Here is a 314-nt window from a genome sequence, read left to right as displayed (position 1 = left end):
TGAAGAACACAAGGTAGATCGGTCCGGTGTGGAAGCATGGCGACATGTGGAGCAGACGGATACGAATCGGTCGAGGGCTTATCCTCAACAAAGAGAACGACACGTAGTTCACCTCTAGTTGTGAAGGAACCCGTAAGGGAAGCTTCAGCGCATGACGAACAGAGAAGCAGCAGGTGGGCTTCTGTGAGGAGCATGCAGCGTCTGGTGATGATGGCGGAGGGGACACACCCGTACCCATCCCGAACACGAAGGTTAAGCCCTCCAGCGCCGATGGTACTTGGACCGCAGGGTCCTGGGAGAGTAGGTCGTTGCCA

At 56.4% G+C, this 314-nt stretch carries 2 rRNA genes; both read left to right on the top strand.

The window, feature by feature from the left end:
• A 23S ribosomal RNA gene (locus tag MM817_RS16635) occupies positions 1–86 on the top strand; the annotation flags it as partial.
• 114 nt (positions 87–200) lie between these two features.
• A 5S ribosomal RNA gene (rrf, locus tag MM817_RS16630) occupies positions 201–314 on the top strand; the annotation flags it as partial.

The organism is Sulfoacidibacillus ferrooxidans, assembly GCF_022606465.1.
In the GTDB taxonomy this organism is placed as follows: Bacteria; Bacillota; Bacilli; order Alicyclobacillales; family SLC66; genus Sulfoacidibacillus; species Sulfoacidibacillus ferrooxidans.
Note: the sequence above shows the minus strand (reverse complement) of the source record. Positions and strands in the feature narration are given on the sequence as shown.